This window comes from Serratia sp. FGI94, from assembly GCF_000330865.1.
Taxonomy (GTDB): Bacteria; Pseudomonadota; Gammaproteobacteria; order Enterobacterales; family Enterobacteriaceae; genus Serratia_B; species Serratia_B rubidaea.
On the sequence record NC_020064.1, the window covers coordinates 2,505,770 to 2,521,743 of the forward strand.

General features: G+C 60.6%; 12 protein-coding genes. 7 read left to right on the top strand and 5 right to left on the bottom strand.

The window, feature by feature from the left end:
- Nucleotides 1–153 precede the first annotated feature (153 nt).
- Both D781_RS11360 and D781_RS11365 read right to left on the bottom strand, forming a co-directional pair.
- Nucleotides 154–1,371, bottom strand: coding sequence for an ROK family transcriptional regulator (locus tag D781_RS11360; protein WP_015672472.1), 1,218 nt, complete (start codon nucleotides 1,369–1,371; stop codon nucleotides 154–156).
- A gap of 150 nt (nucleotides 1,372–1,521) precedes the next feature.
- Complete coding sequence (locus tag D781_RS11365; protein ID WP_015672473.1) at nucleotides 1,522–2,430, bottom strand: LysR family transcriptional regulator; 909 nt, start codon at nucleotides 2,428–2,430, stop codon at nucleotides 1,522–1,524.
- Between the two features lie 126 nt (nucleotides 2,431–2,556).
- Between D781_RS11365 and D781_RS11370 the strand changes: the two genes are divergently transcribed.
- Nucleotides 2,557–3,843, top strand: a complete 1,287-nt coding sequence (locus D781_RS11370; RefSeq protein WP_199557160.1) for an MFS transporter — start codon at nucleotides 2,557–2,559, stop codon at nucleotides 3,841–3,843.
- A gap of 149 nt (nucleotides 3,844–3,992) precedes the next feature.
- The gene (tus, locus tag D781_RS11375; RefSeq protein ID WP_015672475.1) at nucleotides 3,993–4,931 is read left to right on the top strand and encodes a DNA replication terminus site-binding protein; all 939 of its coding nucleotides are present in this window, start codon (nucleotides 3,993–3,995) and stop codon (nucleotides 4,929–4,931) included.
- A gap of 134 nt (nucleotides 4,932–5,065) precedes the next feature.
- On the opposite strand, the gene fumC is transcribed toward tus, so the two are convergent.
- Nucleotides 5,066–6,463 carry a class II fumarate hydratase gene (gene fumC / locus D781_RS11380; protein ID WP_015672476.1) on the bottom strand — a complete coding sequence of 466 codons (1,398 nt, stop codon included), beginning with the start codon at nucleotides 6,461–6,463 and terminating at the stop codon, nucleotides 5,066–5,068.
- A gap of 170 nt (nucleotides 6,464–6,633) precedes the next feature.
- Between fumC and manA the strand changes: the two genes are divergently transcribed.
- From manA to D781_RS11395, 3 genes are all read left to right on the top strand, one after another.
- Nucleotides 6,634–7,812: a mannose-6-phosphate isomerase gene (manA, locus tag D781_RS11385; RefSeq protein ID WP_015672477.1), complete on the top strand. Its 1,179-nt coding sequence runs from the start codon at nucleotides 6,634–6,636 to the stop codon at nucleotides 7,810–7,812.
- A gap of 177 nt (nucleotides 7,813–7,989) precedes the next feature.
- Nucleotides 7,990–9,543: a YdgA family protein gene (locus D781_RS11390; protein WP_015672478.1), complete on the top strand. Its 1,554-nt coding sequence runs from the start codon at nucleotides 7,990–7,992 to the stop codon at nucleotides 9,541–9,543.
- Between the two features lie 383 nt (nucleotides 9,544–9,926).
- Entirely contained in the window at nucleotides 9,927–11,126 is a 1,200-nt protein-coding gene (locus D781_RS11395) for a hypothetical protein (RefSeq protein ID WP_051032584.1), read from the top strand.
- An 18-nt stretch (nucleotides 11,127–11,144) separates the two neighbouring features.
- Here the strand turns inward: D781_RS11395 and malI are convergent, their stop codons facing one another.
- Nucleotides 11,145–12,191: a Mal regulon transcriptional regulator MalI gene (malI, locus tag D781_RS11400; RefSeq protein ID WP_015672480.1), complete on the bottom strand. Its 1,047-nt coding sequence runs from the start codon at nucleotides 12,189–12,191 to the stop codon at nucleotides 11,145–11,147.
- A 195-nt stretch (nucleotides 12,192–12,386) separates the two neighbouring features.
- Here malI and malX point away from each other — a divergent pair, with 195 nt between their 5' ends.
- A complete protein-coding gene (malX, locus tag D781_RS11405) occupies nucleotides 12,387–14,012 on the top strand; it encodes a maltose/glucose-specific PTS transporter subunit IIBC (protein WP_015672481.1) in 1,626 nt (541 codons plus the stop codon).
- On the top strand, nucleotides 14,005–15,186 hold the full coding sequence (locus tag D781_RS11410) for a MalY/PatB family protein (protein ID WP_015672482.1): 1,182 nt from the start codon (nucleotides 14,005–14,007) through the stop codon (nucleotides 15,184–15,186). Before malX ends, D781_RS11410 begins: the two co-directional genes overlap by 8 nt.
- Before the next feature lie 103 nt (nucleotides 15,187–15,289).
- On the opposite strand, the gene D781_RS11415 is transcribed toward D781_RS11410, so the two are convergent.
- Nucleotides 15,290–15,883, bottom strand: a complete 594-nt coding sequence (locus tag D781_RS11415; RefSeq protein ID WP_015672483.1) for an NUDIX domain-containing protein — start codon at nucleotides 15,881–15,883, stop codon at nucleotides 15,290–15,292.
- Nucleotides 15,884–15,974: the final 91 nt, after the last annotated feature.

Consider the following 15,974-nt stretch of genomic DNA (forward strand, 5'->3'; position numbering starts at 1 on the left):
TCCGTTAACCAAAAGAAATGCCACCACGGCGGCGGAAGGTAGAACGGTGAAATTCTAGGGGATACAACATGCGGGCAGCTTGAGATAGCTCAATATTTTGTCGTTAAACAATAACAAGTTCTGATGCAAGCCGGTAAAACCGCGGTCAAAGCGTTAGCCCTGCAAGAGTTTCACCAGCAGCGAACCATTATACAGCGCCTCTTTCACCAGCGCGGCGCCGGGCATGGTGCCCTGGTTAAAAAACTGCGTGGATTCCACCTGCAGCGCCTGGCTGTAGATTGGTAAGGATTGCTGCTGAATGCAGGAGACGATGGCGGGATGCAGTATTTCCGCCGCGCGGTTGAGCGGCGAGCCGATCAGGATCTTTTCCGGATTAAACAGATTGACCATAATCGCTAAAATGCGCCCGACGCTGTGTCCGACGCTTAAAATAATGTCTTTTGCCAGCTGATCGCCGGTCAGCGCGGCGTCACACAAGGCTTCCACCGTCAGCGGCTGGCCGTGCAGCGTGGAATTCAGCGAGACCTGCAGGCGCTGCTGGGCCATTTCCAACATGCTTTCCGTACTGGCCACCGTTTCCAGGCAGCCGTGGTTGCCGCAGTAACAGCGCTTGCCGTAGGGATCGACCTGGGTATGACCAATCTCCACCACCCGTTGGCTGCCGGTGTGCAGCACCCGTCCGCCGGTAATCACCCCCGCGCCGACGTTATGGTCGATCACCACCTGAATGACGTTCTGACAGCCGCGCGAAGCGCCGTACAGCGCCTCGGCCATGGTCCAGGCGCCGATGTCATGCTGCAGGAACACCGGCAGGCCGGTGCGTGAAGACAGCGCCGGCCCCAGCGGCATATCCTCCACCGTATAAAACGGCATGCGGTGAACGATGCCGTTGGCGGCGTCAATCATGCCCGGCAGCGTGATGGCAATCGCCGTCAGCCGCTCCAGACGGCGCTGATGGCGGCTGAAAAACTGGTCCACTTCCGTCAGAATGCGCGTCAGTAGCGGTTCGTCATGCTCTGCCGGCAGCGGCAGCTGCTCTTCCACCACCATTTTGCTGCTGAGATCGCGCAGCGCCAGCGTGATGCCGCCACGGCTGATGCGCGCCGACAGGTAGTGCCAGGCCTCGGTGTCCAGCACCAGTCCGACCGCCGGACGGCCGCGGCTGCCAATTTCCTGATATTCGGTTTCTCTGACCAGATGCGCTTCCAACAGCTCGCGCACGATTTTGGTGATGCTGGCCGGCGCCAGCTGGGCGCGCTTTGACAGTTCAATCCGCGAAATCGGCCCGTGCTGATCGATCAGTCGGTACACTGCCCCTGCATTTGTTTGTTTGATTTGATCAATATGCCCAGGCTGAGCGTCCGCTATCACAAACCGGCTCCTACTATTTTTCGCGCTGCTAAATAAAGACTAAAGGGTATGGTGGAGCTTTTATAATAAAGCGTCAACTATTTGATTCGTTATGTGATTAGCAGCACAAATTCCTGTTTATTTCCGTGCGGTTCAGCGCAATTTCGCCGCTTAAACCGCCGCTGCGGATCCGGTCAGCATCATTTGCATTAGCGTGCGGGCGGCGGCGGTCAACGGCCGCTGGCGATGGTGCACCAGCCAGACTTCGGTTTGCGCCTGCGGTTCCGCCAGCGGCAGGTATTTTACCCCGTCGAGCTTCACCCGGCCAAACGAGGCCGGCAGGATGGAGACCCCCAGCCCGGCGGACACCAGGCCGATAATGGTCATCGCCTCGCCCACTTCCTGCGTGATATACGGCGTGATGCCGGCGTTTTCCAGCAGCAGCAGTGTCTCATCGTACAGCGCGGTGCCGACCTCACGCGAGAAAAACACAAACGGCTCCTGCGCCAGATGGTGAAAGCGCAGCGCGTCCGGCGCCAGATGCGCCAATGGATGCCCTTCCGGCACCACCGCCAGCATCGGCTCGCGCAGCAGCAGCGTGTGCTGTAAGGCTTCCGGCAGCCGGGTGTTACGCATCACCCCCAGATCCAGTTCGCCGTTCAGTAACGGTTCCAGCTGCTGTTTGGTGTTGATTTCGCGCATTTTGATATGCACGTCGGGATGGCTTTGGCGGAACGCGCGCAGATTACGCGACACCGCGCCGATAAACGGCGCCGACGAGGTAAAGCCGATGGTCAGTTCCCCCGATTCGCCACGCTCAAGCCGCGCCGCCTTTTCCGCCGCGCGGTTCACCTGGTCGATCACCTGCCAGGCCTCTTTCAGAAACATCTCGCCGGCCTGCGTCAGGCTGACGTTGCGGTTGTTACGCGCCAGCAGCCGCGCGCCGACCATCTCTTCCAGCGCCTGAATCTGCTGGCTGAGCGGCGGCTGTGAGATCCGCAGCCGCTGGGCGGCGCGGCCAAAGTGCAGCTCTTCCGCAACGGCGATAAAGTAGCGCAGGTGGCGCAGTTCAATATTCATATCTAAAACGTCTCAATATTAATTATTAATATATTAGACAAAAAAATCGCCGCTCCCTATGATTTTATGCAGTAACCATCGCTGTGTATTTCCGAAGTCCGGTAAGGAACCTGTGTGAACTCCCCAATGCGTTCTGCGGCCAAGACGCCGTCGACGCGGGCCGCCAATGACGAAACGGCGGCCGCTGCGCCAAAAACCCAACGCTCTTCGTTGAACAAACTCCCTTATATTGAACGCGGTACGCCGCAGTTTATGCGCGTGACGCTGGCGCTGTTTTCCGCCGGGCTGGCCACCTTCGCGCTGCTGTACTGCGTACAGCCGATTCTGCCGGTACTGTCGCAGGACTTCGGCATCTCCCCGGCGGAAAGCAGCCTGTCGCTCTCCTTCTCCACCGGCCTGCTAGCAATCGGCCTGATGTTTACCGGCCCGCTTTCCGACGCCATCGGCCGTAAATCGGTAATGGTGGTGGCGCTGCTGCTGGCGGCGGTGTGTACGCTGATCTGCGCGGTGATGACCAGCTGGCATGGTATTTTACTGATGCGCGCGCTGATCGGGCTGTCGCTGAGCGGGCTGGCGGCGGTAGGCATGACCTACCTGAGTGAAGAGATCCACCCCAGCTTTGTGGCGTTCTCCATGGGGCTGTATATCAGCGGCAACTCCATCGGCGGCATGAGCGGCCGTTTGGTGACCGGCGTTCTGACCGACTTCTTCTCCTGGCGCGTGTCGCTGGCGGTGATTGGCCTGTTCGCGCTGATCGCGGCCTTTGTGTTCTGGCGTATTCTGCCGGCTTCCAAACACTTCCGCGCCAGCTCGCTGCGCCCGCGCACGCTGATGATCAACTTCAAACTGCACTGGCATGATAAAGGGCTGCCGCTGCTGTTTGCTGAAGGTTTTCTGCTGATGGGCAGCTTTGTCACCCTGTTCAACTACATCGGCTATCGGCTGTTGGCGAACCCTTACCACCTGAGCCAGGCGATTGTCGGTCTGCTGTCGGTGGTGTATCTCACCGGTTCTTACAGTTCGCCGAAGGCCGGCGCGATGACGGCGCGCTTTGGCCGCGGGCCGGTGCTGCTGGGCTCGATTCTGATTATGCTGAGCGGCATTCTGCTGACCGCGCTGGCGCCGGTGACGGTCATTTTCGTCGGGATGATGCTGTTTACCGCCGGTTTCTTTGCCGCCCACTCGGTGGCCAGCAGCTGGATCGGCCGCCGCGCACGCCGCGCCAAAGGCCAGGCCTCCTCGTTGTATCTGTTCAGCTATTACGCCGGCTCCAGCGTCGCCGGTACGCTCGGCGGCGTGTTCTGGCACAGTTTCGGCTGGAGCGGCGTCGTGGCCTTTATCGGCGTGATGCTGCTGCTGTCGCTGTTGGTGGTGCACTACCTGCGCAAACTGCCGGAGGCTGCGCGCGTTTAACCCTGCCGCTGCGGGCGCGGCCCTCGCCGCGCCTGTCTGCCCTGTCCGGCCTGGACTACACCGTTATCTCCCCTATTTACCTTTGCTGAGGTTGCCCCCTCGGTTGGCCTGCCCTACAATGTATGTTGTAACTAAAATGGGAGGCGGTGATGGGTAACTACGATCTGATTGGCCGTATGAACCAGTGCTTTAACCAGCTGGAAGCGGCGCTGGCGGAACTCCACCAGCAGATAATGCCGCTGCGCCTGCTGGCCGCGCGGGTGTTCAGCCTGCCGGAGATTGAAAAAGGCAAAGAGCATCAGGCCATCGAGCAGATCGCCGTTGAGCAGCATCTCGGCCAGGCGGCGCGCGACCTGGCGCTGGAGCACTATCAGCGGCTGTTTATTCATCACCATAAACAGCACGTCAGCAGCAAGGCGGCGGTGCGACTGCCCGGCGTGCTCTGCCTGGCGACGGAACCGGCACAGTATAGCGCCCTGCAGCAGCAGGTCGCGCTGATCAACCGCCTGAAGGGAGAACTGGAGCATATCATCACCGTCGAGTCCGGCCTGGCGCCGGAACAGCGCTTCGACTTCGTCCATACCCATCTGCACGGGCTGATCACCCTCAGCGCCTACCGCACCCTCACCCTGCTCACCAACCCCGACTCGGTGCGGTTCGGCTGGGCCAATAAGCATATTATCAAGAAGGTTAAGCGCGACGACGTGCTGCAGCAGTTGGAAAAGAGCCTGAAGGCCGGACGTGCGGTGCCGCCGTATAACCGCCAACAGTGGGCGGAGCTGGTCGAGCGGGAAATTGATGATGTCAGCCGTCTGCCGCAGCAGGCGACGCTGAAGATCAAGCGCCCGGTCAAGGTGCAGCCCATCGCCCGGGTATGGTATCAGCAGCAGCAAAAACAGGTGCAACACCCCTGCCCGCTGCCGCTGCTGGCGCTGTGTCAGCAGGAGCGCGGCGCCGCGGTGCCGAAAATCGGCGAGCTGCTCAACTATGACGCCAACGCGGTGAAGCATAAGCACAAACCGCAGGCCAAACCGCTGCGGCTGGTGGTCAAGCGTCTGCATCTGTATACCGATGCGCCTACGCGTTGAGGGCGTAAGCCGCGTTTGTATGGCGGCTACAGCGCATCGACTCAGCCCTCAATACAATGCGATCGGAGCGGATGTCCGCGCCTTTATCAATCGGCGCGGCACCGGCAGGTCTATTTTACACCACACAACACAAACTACGGCTTCATACTGCCGACCATATTTTCCGGCCGTACCCACTGGCCGAACTGCTGCTCCGTCACGTAGCCCAGCTTCAGCGCCGCGGCCTGCAGCGTCAGCCCCTCCTTGTGGGCCGTTTTGGCGATTTCCGCCGCCTTGTCGTAGCCGATATGGGTATTCAGCGCGGTCACCAGCATCAGCGATTCGTTCAGCAGCTGCGCGATGCGCTCGCGGTTCGGCTCGATGCCGGCGGCGCAGTAGGTATTGAAACCGTTCATGCCGTCGGCCAGCAGGCGGATCGACTGCAGATAGTTGTGGATCACCAGCGGGCGGAAGACGTTCAACTCAAAGTTCCCCGATGCGCCGCCGATATTCAGCGCCACGTCATTGCCCAGCACCTGCGCGCACAGCATGGTCATCGCCTCGCACTGCGTGGGGTTGACCTTCCCCGGCATAATCGAGCTGCCCGGCTCGTTCTCCGGAATGGCGATCTCGCCGATGCCGCAGCGCGGGCCGGAGGCCAGCCAGCGCACGTCATTGGCGATTTTCATCAGCGAGGCCGCCAGCCCCTTCAGCGCGCCGTGCCCCTGCACCAGCGCGTCGCAGGTGGCCAGCGCCTCAAACTTGTTCGGCGCGGTGACGAACGGTTCGCCGGTCAACTCCGCCAGCGCTTTGGCAACCCGCACCGCATATTCCGGATGGGTGTTCAGCCCGGTGCCGACGGCGGTGCCTCCCAGCGCCAGCTCGGCAATATGCGGCACGCTGGCTTCAATATGCCGCAGACTGTGCGCCAGCATCGCCGCCCAGCCGGAGATCTCCTGCCCCAGCGTCAGCGGCGTAGCGTCCTGCAGATGGGTGCGGCCGATTTTGACAATGTCGTGAAACGCCTCGGCCTTGTCGCTCAGCGTGCGCTGCAGCGTCTGCAGCGCCGGGATCAGCTGCTGACGCAGCGCAATCACGGCGGCAACGTGCATCGCGGTGGGAAACACGTCATTGGAGCTTTGGCTTTTATTGACGTCGTCATTAGGGTGCACCCGGCGCCCCTCGCCGCGTTCGCCGCCCAGCAGTTCGCTGGCGCGGTTCGCCAGCACCTCGTTCATATTCATATTGGTCTGGGTGCCGGAGCCGGTCTGCCAGATGGAGAGCGGGAATTCATCGGGATGCTGCCCCGCCAGCACTTCGTCCGCCGCCTGAATAATCGCCGCGGCGCGGTCGTCCGCCAGCAGGCCGAGCTGCCGGTTAACTTCGGCGGCGGCGCGCTTGGTCAGCGCCAGCGCGTGGATCAGCGCGGTCGGCATTTTTTCCGTCGATATATGGAAATGTTCCAGCGAGCGCTGGGTCTGGGCGCCCCACAGGCGATCGGCCGGAACCTCAATCGCCCCCATCGAGTCTTTTTCACTACGCATGACTGCCATTACCTTCTCTCCTTAGTACATCGTCTAAAAACCCACCACTCCAGTATAGCGATATAATAATTATTCGCATTTGGCGAATGATGTCGGCCAGCTTTGTGACTTATCCGCTTGCAAGCCCTCGAACGGCGTTGTTTACTTGCGGCAATTCATTTCTTACTCAGGGAGTCATCATGCAAAAAATGACCAATGCGGTACAACACTACGCCTGGGGCAGCCACGACGCGCTGACCAAACTGTACGGCATCGCCAACCCGCAGGGAAAACCGATGGCGGAACTGTGGATGGGCGCGCACCCCAAAAGCAGTTCGCAGGTGGCGGACGCCGCGGGCGCGCTGCGTTCATTGCGCGACGTCATTGATGAAAACCCGCAGCAGCAGCTGGGACGCCAGGTTGCCGAGCGCTTTGGCGAGCTGCCGTTCCTGTTTAAAGTGCTGTGCGCCGATCAGCCGCTGTCGATCCAGGTGCACCCCAGCAAATCCGCCGCGGAGGCCGGCTTTGCCAAAGAGAACGCTGCCGGCATCCCTCTGGACGCCGCCGAACGCAACTACAAGGATCCGAACCATAAGCCGGAGCTGGTGTTTGCCCTGACGCCGTTCCTGGCGATGAACGGTTTCCGTCAGCTGGACGATATCGCCGCCCTGCTGCAGCCCGTCGCCGCCGCCCACCATGATATTGCCGCCTTCCTGCAGCAGCCGAGCGTCGAACGCCTGGCCCAGCTGTTCGCCGGCCTGCTCAGCATGCAGGGTGAACAAAAAGCCCGGGCGCTGGGCGTGCTGAAAGCGGCGCTCAACAATCAGCAGGGCGAACCCTGGAACACCATCCGCTTTATCGCCGGTTTTTACCCGGACGATAACGGCCTGTTCTCACCGCTGTTGTTGAACGTGGTGCAGCTGGCGCCGGGCGAGGCGATGTTCCTGTACGCGGAAACGCCGCACGCCTATCTGCAAGGGGTGGCGCTGGAGGTCATGGCCAACTCGGATAATGTGCTGCGCGCCGGCCTGACACCTAAGTTTATCGATATCCCGGAGCTGCTGGCCAACCTGCAGTTCCGCCCGCAGTCCGCCGACGCGCTGCTGACGCGGCCGGAGCCGCGCGGCGACGAATTGTTCTTCCCGATCCCGGTAGACGATTTCGCCTTTTCGCTGCATGCGCTGTCCGCCGCGGCGCAGCAGTTGGCGCAGCAGAGCGCGGCCATCGTGTTCTGCGTGGACGGCGAAGCCATTCTGGAACGACAGGATCGGCAGCTGCGGCTGCAGCCGGGCGAATCCTGCTTTATCCCCGCCTGCGAGTCGCCGGTGAGCGTCAGCGGCAGCGGCCGCATCGCGCGGGTTTATAACCTTTTGCCGTAACCATTTGGTAAATTTCAGCAAATGGGTTGCTAAAAGCGGGCGCATGCCTTCACAATTAAACGCCTGAGGGCGTTTTTTTGTTGGCCCTGTTCGCCCTTGCGACCGTGCAGCCACCGCTTACGCGCAGCGTTAAGCGCCACAGGAATGCCAAACCCTTTACAACAGGATGAGAGAACGATGAAAAAGTCAGTCGTCGCCGTCGGCGTTATTGCGATTCTTGGCGCAGCATGGACCGGGGCTTCATGGTACACCGGCAAACTCATTGAGCAGCGCATGGGCGAAGTGGTGAACAGCACCAACAGCCAGTTGGAGAGCTACCTGCCCCAGGCCGGCATCAAACTGAGCTATGAAGATTATCAGCGCGGCCTGTTCAGCAGCCATCTGCGCTTTGTCATCCGCCCGGACGGCACCGCCAGCGGCGAACAAGCGGCGCTGCAGCCGGGTGAAGAGGTGGTACTGCAGGAGGTGATCGACCACGGCCCCTTCCCGTTCGCCCAGCTGAAGCGCCTGAACCTGATCCCGAGCATGGCATCGGTGCGCACCGAGCTGGCCAATACGCCGGCGGTGAAAACGCTGTTCGAGATCGCCAAAGGCAAATCGCCGTTTATCGCCGATTCACGCATCGCCTATAACGGCGATACCTCCACTGCGCTCAACGTACTGCCGCTGAACTATCAGAAAGACGGCAACACGCTGAACTTCGCCGGTGCCGATCTGACCATCGACGTCGCCCGCGATCTGAAGGCGGTGCAGGTGGAAGGCAGTAGCGACAGCGCCACGCTGTCCGGCCGCACCGAGTTCGGCCAGACCGAGCAGATCACCCTGCAGGGCATGACGCTGAAAACCGACACCCGCAACGGCCAGTTCGACCTGAGCCTGGGCGATCAGGCGCTGAACATCAAGCAGCTAAAAGTCACGGTTGATAACAAAGAGGCGCTGACGCTGGACGGCTTCAATCTGGCGAGCAAATTTGGCGAGCAGGACGGTAACCTGAACGGCCAGATCGACTACACCATGGACGCGCTGAAACTGCAGGGCGCCGACTTCGGCTCCGGCAAGCTGACGATGAAAATCGACAAGCTGGACGGTAAATCGCTGAAAGAGTTCGCCGACCGCTACAACCAGCAGATGACCGCCCTGCTGCAGCAGAGCCAGTCTCTGCCGCCGGAAGCCTATCAGGAGCAGGCCAGCGCCATCGTGATGCAGAACCTGCCGCTGCTGCTGAAAGGCAACCCGACCATCAACATCGCGCCGCTGAGCTGGAAAAACGGCAAAGGAGAAAGCACCTTTACGCTGAATCTGGACCTGGTTGATCCGGCGAAAGGCACCGCTGCGCAGGAACCGGCCGATCTGCTGCTGGCGCGTGCGGTGAAGAAGATCGACGCCAGCCTGAACATTCCGGTGCCGATGGCGACGGAAGCCACCGCGCAAACCGCCAAACTGCAGGGCTACAACGCCGAAGAAGCGCAGAAACTGGCGCAGCAGCAGGTGCAGGGTCTGGCGGCCATGGGGCAGATGTTTAAGCTGACCACGCTGAAGGACGACGTGATTGCTTCCCGCTTCCACTATGCCGATAACCAGGTAGAGCTGAACGGCAACAAGATGTCGCTGCAGGAATTCCTCGGCATGTTCGGTATGCTGGCCGGCCCGGAACAGGGCGTGCCGCCGGCACCAATGCCAGTTCCGGCTCCGGCTCCGGCTCCGGCTCCGGCTCCGGCTCCGGCACAATAATCACACTACGGGGGCTGTTAAGCCCCCTTTTTATGTCCGCCGACTCAGCCCCCGTTCCGTTATCCCTCTGAAGATATTCTCCACGTTCTGCACAAGAAAGCGCCAATATGCGCGAGCGCATATATTACTTTCTGCCAGCTATTTATTTCTTGACTTGTCCGCCATCAGAACTGTAGTTTTTTAAATAATATAAGAAACAGCGTTTCATATTTAAAACCAATTTAATATATGAAACAAAATAAATAGTCCGTTTCACAGATAAAACCACCAGCCATCATTATTTGATGGCCGAACGCGCTCGCACCAATAACCAATAAAATGCCGACTATTTTTCAGGGGACAATATGCGCAAATCGATAGCCTTAATTTTACTTCTCTCACCAATGAGTTATGCTGCACAGCACGTACCGAAAGGCGCTAAGCCTGCCGCGATCATGCCTGCAGAGAAAAAACAGCCGCCATTTCCCCATCTGCACTGGCAAAGCGCAGATAATAAAAACAACCTGGATATCGGCGGCGCGCTGCGCGCTAATTATCGCTACGAAGATTGGGGCAGCAGTAATTATCGTAATCCACCGCATTTACGCTTTGATGCCTTTCGCATTGACGCCAGCGGCAATTATCAGCAGACATTTTTCGATGCCGGGTTTTGGTTTCAGGACCAGCGCAAATATGCCATTGACCGTGCTTATATCGGCTACCATCTTAGCCGCCATTCAGATATTCAGCTGGGCGCCCCCTTCAAACCCTTTGGTCTGATGCCCTATCCACAGTTCGGCTGGTCCTACGGCATTCCGTTTTATCTCGGCTTCGGTGTCAACGCCGGGCTGGGGGCTAAATACCAGTACCACAACAGCGACTGGGGGTTTGATGCAGCCTACTACCCTCGCATGATGCCGGCCGGCGTTCGCTATGCGCCCGACGTGGGCAGCTACGATGATTTAAAAAATACCAATGCCGGCACACAGCGCTTACAGCTGAATGAGAAACGCGATCAGATCAACCTGCGCCTGACGCGCGCCTTCCGGCCCGGCGGATGGCACAATGAGCTGGGCGCTTCGCTGGCGGCCTCCCGCCTGTACAATCAGGCCACCGGCGATAACGGCAGCTTCTGGGCGGCAGGCCTGCATACGCTGCTGAATAACGATCCCTGGCATTTATCCGGCCAGATTATCCGCTATTCCTACTCCGCCAAAGGGCCGGCCGGCGCCGACAACTCGACGATCCTGATGGGCGGCAACGGTCTGACCCCGTCCTACCTGATCCCGGCGCAGGCCACCACGGCGTCGCTCAACCTGGCGCGCGACGTGGCGCTGGAGTGGGGACCGGTGCAAAAACTGCGGTTTTATAATGACTACAGCGTACTGTGGAAGGATGCTGACGGCGGCTCGGACTCGAAAATGAATACGCTCGGAGTGCAGGTTTTCGCCTTGCCGGTCATGCTGTGGGTTGACCTGACCTGGGCGCAAAACGCCAATCCGTGGGGCGGCGCGGAAAACGCCACCGGCTGGACGAGTACACACTCTTCCGGCAGCAACAAATGGTATTTTCGCACCAACGTCAATATCGGCTATTACTTCTGAAGCCGGCAAAACCGGCCGCTACGCCGACGCCCGTTCTATCAGTTTCGCCGCCAGAATCACATCCTGCGGCGGCAGATCGGGGGATTCAATCCGCAGCAGCAGACGGGCGGCGGCGCTGCGCCCGACCTCACGCGCCGAGGTGGATACCAGCGTCAGCGGCGGTTCGCTCAATGCCGCCTCCGGCGCGTCGCCAAAGCCGATCAGCGCCACCTGCTGGCTGAGAAAACTGTCGATTCCGTCCGAACCGATCCCGCGCCCGCTGCGGATAATGCCGAAATAGGCGCCCAGCGCCACCGCAGCTTTGTCACAGACCATGGCGCTGATATTGGGATGCTGCCGCAGCAGGTTCTCAGCGGCCAGCGCCGCCGCCTGCTGCTGACTCTCACATTCGATTATCCACTCGCTGCGGAAGGGCAAGCCGTACTGCACCAGCGTGGCGCAAAAGCCACCCAGCCGTTCGGCGCGGGTCAGCGAGTCGCTGCGCCCGCCCAGATAGGCAATCTGCCGGTGGCCGCGCTTAATCAGAAACTCGGTGGCAATCTGCGCCGCCTGCATATTATCCGGCCGCACCACGTCCACCTCCGCCACGCCGCCGGAGCGCGCGGCGCACACCAGCGGCACGCCCTGCTCGGCCGCCTGCGCCTGAAGATCGTCGGCGGCGCGCGCGCCGCCCGCCAACACCAGCCCATCGACGCCGTGCGTCAGCAGGGTGTCAAAGCAGCGCATCAGCCCGGCGCCGTCGCGCCCGCTTTGCGTCAGGAACAATACCTTGCCCTGCGCTTCCAGCGCTTCGCTCAGGCCGGCGGTCATCTCCGCATAAAAGGGATCGCCGATATCGCGCAGGATCAGGCCAATCACGCCGGAGGCCGCGCCGCGCAGGGTCGCCGCCTGGCGGTTGCGCACATAGCCCAGTTGTTCAATCGCCTGATGCACCCGCGCCACGGTCGCCGAAGAAATACGTCCTTTGCCGCTCAGCACCAGCGAAACCGTGCTGACGGAAACGGCGGCGTGCTGCGCGACATCGGTGATGGTGATTTTTTTGATGGTGTCAGCCTCAGCAAACAATAGCCATGGCAGTCAATGTATACCCATTCGCCCGATGCAGTAAAACGATTTACCGGCCAGGCGTATAGCGGTGAAAAGTTCACCGTTTAATTGTGATAAACGGCGCATTTTTAATAGGTAAAACGTTTTATCTTATTTTTACCTTAGGCGGGCGCGCTTTGCCTGCTCATCTTCACTCGCCAGGAGTCACCGGTAATGTCCGCAAGCCAAAAACCCAAAATCACCCTCTGGGAGTTTTTCCAGAGCCTGGGCAAAACCTTTATGCTGCCCGTCGCGCTGCTGTCGTTTTGCGGCATTATGCTCGGTATCGGCAGTTCGCTCAGCAGCCGCGACGTCATCACCCTGCTGCCGTTCCTCGGCCATCCCGCCTGTCAGCTGCTGTTCACCTGGATGAGCAAGGTGGGTTCTTTCGCCTTCAGCTTCCTGCCGGTGATGTTTGCCATCGCCATTCCGCTCGGCATGGCGCGGGATAACAAAGGCGTAGCCGCCTTCTCCGGCTTTGTCGGCTTCGCGGTGCTCAATCTGGCCACCAATTTCTATCTGACCGCCAGCGGCGTACTGCCCAGCAGCGACCCGCTGGTGCTCAAGGCCCACAATATCCAGAACGTGCTCGGCATTCAGTCGATTGATACCGGCATTCTCGGCGCGGTGCTGGTCAGCATTATTGTCTATCTGCTGCATGAGCGTTTTCATACCATCCGCCTGCCGGACGCGCTGGCGTTCTTCGGCGGCACGCGCTTTGTGCCGATTATCACCACCCTGACGCTCGGCGTCTGCGGGCTGGTGGTGCCGCTGATCTGGCCATGGTTCGCCGCCGGCATCAACGGCCTGGGCTGGGTGATCAACGGCGCAGGCGCCTTTGGCCCGATGATCTTTGGCAGCGGCGAACGTCTGCTGCTGCCCTTCGGCCTGCACCATATTCTGGTGGCGCTGATCCGCTTTACCGACGCCGGCGGCACGCTGGACGTGTGCGGCCACAGCGTCAGCGGCGCGCTGACCATTTTCCAGGCCCAGCTCTCCTGTCCGACCAGCCAAGGCTTTGCGGAAAGCGCCACCCGCTTCCTGTCGCAGGGCAAAATGCCGGCCTTCCTCGGCGGGCTGCCGGGCGCCGCGCTGGCGATGTACCACTGCGCCCGACCGGAGAACCGCCACAAGATCAAAGGGCTGCTGATCTCCGGCGTGGTCGCCTGCGTGGTGGGCGGCACCACCGAGCCGATCGAGTTTCTGTTCCTGTTCGTCGCGCCGTTCCTGTACCTGATCCACGCGATCCTCACCGGCCTCGGCTTTACCGTGATGGCGCTGCTGGGGGTCACCATCGGTAATACCGACGGCAATATCATCGATTTTGTGGTGTTCGGCATTCTGCACGGCACCGCCACCAAGTGGTATCTGGTGCCGCTGGTGGCCGCCGTCTGGTTCGCCGCCTACTACGCCATTTTCCGCTTTGCGATCCTGCGCTTCAACATCAAGACGCCGGGCCGCGACAGCGACGCCGCCGCCGGCAGCAGCGCACACGCGCCGGCCGGGACGGTTGGTCAGTCGGGCTATAACGCCCCGGCCATCCTCGCCGCGCTGGGCGGCGCCGGCAATATTGCCTCGCTGGACAACTGCATTACCCGCCTGCGCCTGTCGGTGGCGGATATCGACAAGGTGAACGACGCGGCGCTGAAAGAGCATCGCGCCATCGGCGTGGTGCGGCTCAACGCGCACAGCCTGCAGGTGGTGATCGGCCCGCAGGTGCAGTCGGTCAAAGATGAATTAGACTCATTAATAGCAGCAAGCCGGCCTGCCACGGAACTGTCTGGAGCCACCCATGTTTGATTTTTCCACCCCGATCGACCGCCACGGCACCTGGTGCACCCAGTGGGACTACATCGCCGACCGCTTCGGCAGCGCCGACCTGCTGCCGTTCACCATCTCGGATATGGATTTCGCCACCGCGCCCTGTATTCTGGATGCGCTGCAGCAGCGGCTGCAGCACGGCGTACTGGGCTACAGCCGCTGGCAGCATGAAGATTTCCTCGGCGCGCTGCGTCACTGGTATCAACAACGCTTCAATACGGCGATCGACACCGCCAGCGCCGTATACGGGCCATCGGTGATTTATATGGTTTCCCAGTTGATCCGCCAGTGGTCGGCGCCGGGGGAATATGTCGTCACCCATACTCCCGCCTACGACGCCTTTTACAAGGCGGTGCTCGGCAATCAGCGCCAGCTGCTGGCCTGCCCGCTGCAAAAGGTCGGTGACCAGTGGCGCTGCGATATGGCCCATCTGGAAGCGCTGCTGGCCCGTCCGCAAAGCAAAATCCTGCTGCTGTGCAGCCCGCACAACCCGACCGGTAAAGTGTGGAGTGCCGAAGAACTGCAGCAGATGGCGACGCTGTGCGAACGCCATCAGGTGCGGGTCATCAGCGACGAGATCCATATGGATATGACCTGGGGCAAGCAACGTCACCTGCCGTGGAGCCAGGTGGCCGCAACGCCGTGGGCGCTGCTGACCTCCGGTTCAAAAAGCTTCAATATTCCGGCGCTGACCGGCGCCTACGGCTTTATCAGCGATACCGCGTCGCGCGACGCCTTTCTGCAGCAGCTCAAAGGGCGTGACGGGCTCTCTTCCCCGGCGGTGCTGGCCATCGTGGCGCATATCGCCGCTTACCGCCACGGCGCCCCCTGGCTGGACGCCCTGCGCGGCTATCTGCAGGACAACCTGCGCTACGTCGCCGAACGGCTCAATCAGGCTTTTCCACAGCTGGCGTGGCAGCCGCCGCAGGCCACCTATCTGGCGTGGATCGATCTGCGTCCGTTAAATATTGACGACCATGAGCTGCAACAGGCGCTGATCGAACGGGAAAAGGTGGCGATCATGCCCGGTTTTACCTATGGCGAAGAGGGGCGCGGTTTTGTCCGGCTCAACGCCGGCTGCCCGCGCAGCAAGCTGGAGGACGGCATGAACCGGCTGATCGCCGGCCTGCGGTTTGTTAGCCCGCAGGCCTGACGCGCCGCGGCGGGCCAACGCCCGCCGTGATCGGTTAAGCCACCACGGAGATCTCCGCCTGTCGGCGGCATAAGGCTCGGCAATCAGGATCGTTGTGCCTTCATCAACGCGTCCCCCAATCAGGATTAAGTGCGATAAACTGCAACAGCATGATGGTCTTGGCATCAACAATCGTCCCCTGCCGGATGGCCTGCAGCGCGTCGCGCAGCGGCATCTCCAGCACTTCCACGTCTTCGCCTTCTTCCTCAAGGCCGCCACCCTGATGCACGCGCGCCGCAGCAGTATACTCGCCGATAAAGAAATGCAGCTTTTCGGTGACCGAGCCGGGGCTCATATAGGCCTCGAAGACTTTTTGCACGTTTTGCACGAAATAGCCGGTTTCCTCTTCCGCCTCTGCACGAATACGCTGTTCCGGGGACGCGTTATCCAACAGCCCGGCCGCCGCTTCAATCAGCATGCCGTCGTGGCCGTTGACGAATACCGGGAAGCGAAACTGGCGCGTCAGGATCACCGTCTGCGCCGCCCGGTTTACCAGTAAAATCACCGCGCCGTCGCCCCGGTCGTAGGTTTCACGGCTCTGCCGCTGCCAGCTTCCGTCGCGGCGCAGAAAATCAAAGGTGTTCTTTTTCAGCACGTACCAATCATCGGACAGCACCTGGGTTGCCACCATACGTACGCGATCTTTGGTCGGTATCATCTTGTCTGCTCCAAAAGGGTTGAGGGCCTGCATTGATACTAGCGTGCAGTTTCGTGTATGATCAAGATCATTCGTGCAGACAAAGAATTGA